4 protein-coding genes are annotated in these 4,494 nt (G+C 74.7%); 2 read left to right on the top strand and 2 right to left on the bottom strand.

Features of this window, described 5'->3' with window-relative positions:
* Nucleotides 1-99: 99 nt before the first annotated feature.
* On the bottom strand, nucleotides 100-1,098 hold the full coding sequence (locus ACFWZ5_RS44845) for a GDP-mannose 4,6-dehydratase (protein ID WP_384806231.1): 999 nt from the start codon (nucleotides 1,096-1,098) through the stop codon (nucleotides 100-102).
* Nucleotides 1,095-2,297 carry a glycosyltransferase gene (locus tag ACFWZ5_RS44840; RefSeq protein WP_384806233.1) on the bottom strand — a complete coding sequence of 401 codons (1,203 nt, stop codon included), beginning with the start codon at nucleotides 2,295-2,297 and terminating at the stop codon, nucleotides 1,095-1,097. The genes ACFWZ5_RS44845 and ACFWZ5_RS44840 overlap by 4 nt, the downstream gene beginning before the upstream one ends.
* Before the next feature lie 64 nt (nucleotides 2,298-2,361).
* On the opposite strand from ACFWZ5_RS44840, the gene ACFWZ5_RS44835 reads away from it, so the two are divergent.
* Nucleotides 2,362-3,057, top strand: a complete 696-nt coding sequence (locus ACFWZ5_RS44835) for a response regulator transcription factor (RefSeq protein WP_384806235.1) — start codon at nucleotides 2,362-2,364, stop codon at nucleotides 3,055-3,057.
* Entirely contained in the window at nucleotides 3,054-4,469 is a 1,416-nt protein-coding gene (locus ACFWZ5_RS44830) for a sensor histidine kinase (RefSeq protein ID WP_384806237.1), read from the top strand. Before ACFWZ5_RS44835 ends, ACFWZ5_RS44830 begins: the two co-directional genes overlap by 4 nt.
* Nucleotides 4,470-4,494: the final 25 nt, after the last annotated feature.

Genomic DNA, 4,494 nt, shown 5'->3' with positions numbered 1-4,494 from the left:
CGTTTGAGGGCGAGGCGCGGAGCGCCGACAAGGGGGGAAAGGGGCGCAGCCCCATTCGGACGCGGGAGCGGGGAAGGGCGGGTGGGTGGGGAATGTGGGTCAGACCTGGTAGCGGGTTGGGGCGAAGAGGGTGGGGTGGTCCGCGACCCACGCGGAGGTGCGCTTCAGGCCCTCCGCGAGGGGAACTTCCGGCTCCCAGCCGGTGAGCTCACGGGCCCGGGAGTTGTCGGAGAGGAGCCGTTCCACCTCGCTCCCGGAGGGGCGCAGGCGGGCCGGGTCCACGACGACCTCCGCGTCCCGCCCGCTCGCAGCGATGAGCGCGTCGGCCAGGTCCCCGATCGAGATCTCCTCCCCCGTACCGAGGTTGAGGACCTGTCCGAGGACACAGTCCCCGGACTCCGCCGCGGCGAGGAAGCCGCGCGCCGTGTCCGTGACGTACGTGAAGTCCCGCGTCGGCGTCAGCGACCCGAGCTTGATCTGCCGCGCACCGGCGTGCAGTTGGGCCAGGATCGTGGGGATGACGGCGCGCGCGGACTGCCGCGGGCCATACGTGTTGAAGGGGCGCACCACCGTCACCGGCAGCTCGAAGGCGTGCCAGTGCGAGAGCGCCATCATGTCGGCGCCGATCTTCGAGGCGGAGTACGGGGACTGCGGCTGGAGCGGGTGCGCCTCGCTGATGGGGGCGGTCAGGGCGGTCCCGTACACCTCGCTGGTGGAGGTGTGGATCAGGCGCCGCACGGCGTGCCTGCGGCAGGCCTCCGCGACGTTCTCGGTGCCGACGACGTTCGTCTGGACGTACGCGCCCGGGGAGTCGTACGAGTAGGGGATGCCGATGAGCGCGGCGAGGTGGAAGACGGTGTCGCAGCCCGCGACGGCGTCCATCACGCGGCCCGCGTCCCGCACGTCGCCCGCGATCAGCTCCACCCGCGGGTCGTCGAGGAGGTGCGCGAGGTGGCCCTTGTCCGCGTACGGCTTGTAGTGCACGAAGGCGCGGACGCGCGCCCCGCGCTCCAGGAGCAGGTCGACGAGCGTCGAGCCGATGAAGCCCTCCGCGCCGGTGACGAGGACGGTGCGGTGCTGCCAGCTGAAGGTGGTCACGCGTACTCCAAGTGAGCGTTGTGGTGGGTGAGGTGGAGGACCCGCTCGGCGAGCAGGTCGGCGGCGCGGGCGTGCGGGCCCGCATCCGCGGCGCCGCTCATCGCGGCGAGCCGCGCCGGGTCGGCGATGAGCGGCCCGACGAGCTGCGCGAGCCGGTCCGCGGTGGTCTCCGCGTCGGGCAGGAGCAGGCCCGCCCCGGCGTCGGAGAGGACCCGCGCGTTGTGGGTCTGGTGGTCGCCGGGGGCGTGCGGGTAGGGCACGAGGACGGCGGGCACGCCGGTGGACGCCAGCTCGGCGACGGTCGCGGAGCCCGCGCGGCACACCACGAGGTCGGCGGCGGCGTACGCGAGGTCCATCCGGTCCAGGTACGGCACCACGCGGGCGACGGCGTCCCCGCCCTCGTACGCGAGCCGCGCCCGCGCCTCCTCCAGGGCGGCGGGTCCGGTCTTGATCAACAGGTGGACGTCGCCGCGCTCCCGCCAGCGCGCGGCGAGCCCGAGCGCGGCGTCCGTGAGGCGGGCCGCGCCGAGGCTGCCGCCGTTGACGAGGAGGAGGCGGGCCCCTTCCGGTACGCCGAGGGCGCGCCGGGCGCCGGCGCGCAGGGCGGCGCGGTCCAGGTGCGCGAGGGCGGCGGCGATGGGCATGCCGGTGGTGTGGGCGCGGTCACCGCCGGGCAGGTGGGCGCGGCTGCGGTCGAAGGCGACGGCGATGTGCGGGGTGAGCCGGGCGGCGAAGCGGTTGGCGCGTCCGGGCACGGCGTTGGACTCGTGGATGACGCTGGGCAGGCCCGCCATGCGGGCGCCGACGATCACGGGTGCGCTGGGGTAGCCGCCCATGCCGACGGCGACCTGCGCCCGCTGGTCGCGCAGGATGGCCCGGCACTGGGCGCCGGACTTCAGCAGCGCGGCGGGCAGCAGATAGCGCCGGGCGCCGAGCGAGGGGTCGAAGGGGATCATGTCGACGGTGTGCAGGCGGTACCCGGCGTCCGGGATGAGCCGGGTCTCCAGGCCGCGCTCGGTGCCCACGAAGGAGATCACCGCGTCGGGTACGGCCCGGCGCAGGGCGTCGGCGAGGGCGAGACCGGGGTAGATGTGCCCGCCGGTGCCGCCCGCGCCGATCACGACGGAGAGCCGGGGGCGGGAGTCCGTGCGGGTGCCCGAGGGGGTGACCGAGTGGGTGTGCGTGCCGGTGGTGTCCATGCCGCTGGAGCATGACGATCCGCCCTAAGAGGGTTTTAAGAGCAACATTTGGCACGGTAGGTGCATGAGCTCAAAGATCCTCGTCGTCGACGACGACCCGGAGGTCCGCGCGGCCGTGGAGGACGCCCTCACCGTCGAGGGCCACCATGTGCGCGGCGTGGGTGACGGGCAGCGGGCCCTGGCCGCGGTGGCGCGCTGGGAGCCGGACCTCGTCGTCCTCGACGTGCTGATGCCGGTCATGGACGGCCTCGCCGTGTGCCGTCAGCTGCGCGCGGCGGGCGACCGCGTCCCCGTGCTCGTCCTGACCGCCCTCGACTCGGTGAGCGACCGCGTGGACGGCCTGGACGCGGGCGCCGACGACTACCTCGTCAAGCCGTTCGCTCTGGACGAGTTGGTGGCCCGGGTCCGGGCGCTCCTGCGCCGCGCCGCGCCGGACGCGGCCGAACCCGAACGCGAGGGGCCCGACCTGACGTACCAGGACCTGACCTTCGACCCGCGCACCCGCACCGGTGTCCGCGACGGGCGCCGCATCGAGTTCAGCCGCACGGAGGCCTCGCTCCTTGAGCTGCTGCTGCGCAACGCGGGGCAGGTCCTTCCGCGCCCACTGATCCACGAGGCGGTGTGGGGCCGCGACTTCGGCCCGGACTCCAACTCCCTGGCGGTGTACGTGGGGTATCTGCGCCGCAAGCTGGAGTCCGGCGGCGAGGCCCGGCTCGTGCACACCGTGCACGGCGTCGGCTACCGGCTCGGGTCGCCGTGAGCTCCCGCCGCCGCCTCGGCACCCGCTGGCGGCGCCGCCGTCCGTTGCGTACGCGGCTCGCGCTCGCCGCGTCGGCCGCGGTCGCCGTCGTCGCGATCTGCGTCTGCACGGCCGCATTCTTCGTGCTCCGGTACAAGCTCTACCAGCAGCTCGACCAGAATCTGGCGCAGTCAGCGACCCTCGCCGCCCAGCAGCACGCGGACGGCAAGGACCTCGGCGTCCTCACCGGCGAGTGCCGCTTCCTCGGCGCCCCCGCCTGCTCCCAGATCGTCCCCGCGAAGGCCGCGGACGACCCCAAGGAGCCGTACCTGCTGCCCGTCACCCCCGCAACCCGCCAGGTCGCCGCGCACGAACTGCCCGCGTACTACACGAGCTTCACCCTCCCGGGCGGCAAGCCGGCCCGCATGCTCACCACCACGTACCGCAACGGCACCGCCGTCCAGGTCGCCCTGCGCGCCGACATCGCCGAGCGCGGGGTGCGCCAGACCGCGCTGATCCTGGTGGCCGTCGGCGGCGCCGGCGTGCTGCTCTCCGCGCTCGGCGGCTACTGGGTGTCGCGCACCGGGCTCGCGCCGGTCGGCCGGCTCACCGCGACCGCCGAGCGCATCGCGGCGACGCGGGACGCGCGGCACCGCATCGAGCTGCCGCCGGGGCCGCCGGGCCGCGAGGACGAGGTCACGCGGCTCGCCACCGCGTTCAACACCATGCTCGGTGAGCTGGAGGAGTCGGTCGCCGCGCGCCGCCGCCTGGTCGCCGACGCCTCGCACGAGCTGCGTACGCCGCTGACGGCGCTGCGCACCAACGCCGAACTCCTCGCTCGCGCCGACCTGTTGAACAAGGCCCAGCGGGACCGGGCGTCCGGGGCGCTCGCCCGGCAGCTGCGCGAGGTCACCGGTCTGGTAAACGACCTCATCGAGCTCGCGCGCGACGAGGAGCCGCAGCCGTTGGTCGAGGATGTCGCCCTGGTGCCGCTCGTCGCGCACGTCGTGGACGCGGCGCGGGAGCACTGGCCCGCCGTCGTCTTCACCCTCGACGTCGCCCCCGACGCCGCCGGGCTCACCCTCCCCGGCGTTCCCGCCCGCCTGGCCCGGCTCGTCACCAACCTCCTCGACAACGCGGCGAAGTTCTCCCCGCCGGGCGGGCTCGTGGAGGTGGCCCTCACCGCCGCCGGCCTGACCGTCCGCGACCACGGGCCCGGGATCGCTCCCGAGGATCTCCCCCATGTCTTCGACCGCTTCTACCGTGCGGAGAAGGCGCGGGCGTTGCCCGGGTCCGGGCTCGGGCTCGCGATGGCGCGGCAGATTGCGCGGGCGCACGGGGCGGAGCTGGTGGCGGAGGTGCCGGGTGGGGGTGGGGCGAGATTCCGGCTGACCCTCGCGGGGGCGCCCCAGACCCGCCCCTTCCCGAACTAGGGGGCCAGCCCCCTAGCACCCCCGA

It is taken from the genome of Streptomyces sp. NPDC059003, from assembly GCF_042740445.1.
Lineage (GTDB): Bacteria > Actinomycetota > Actinomycetes > Streptomycetales > Streptomycetaceae > Streptomyces.
Note: the sequence above shows the minus strand (reverse complement) of the source record. Positions and strands in the feature narration are given on the sequence as shown.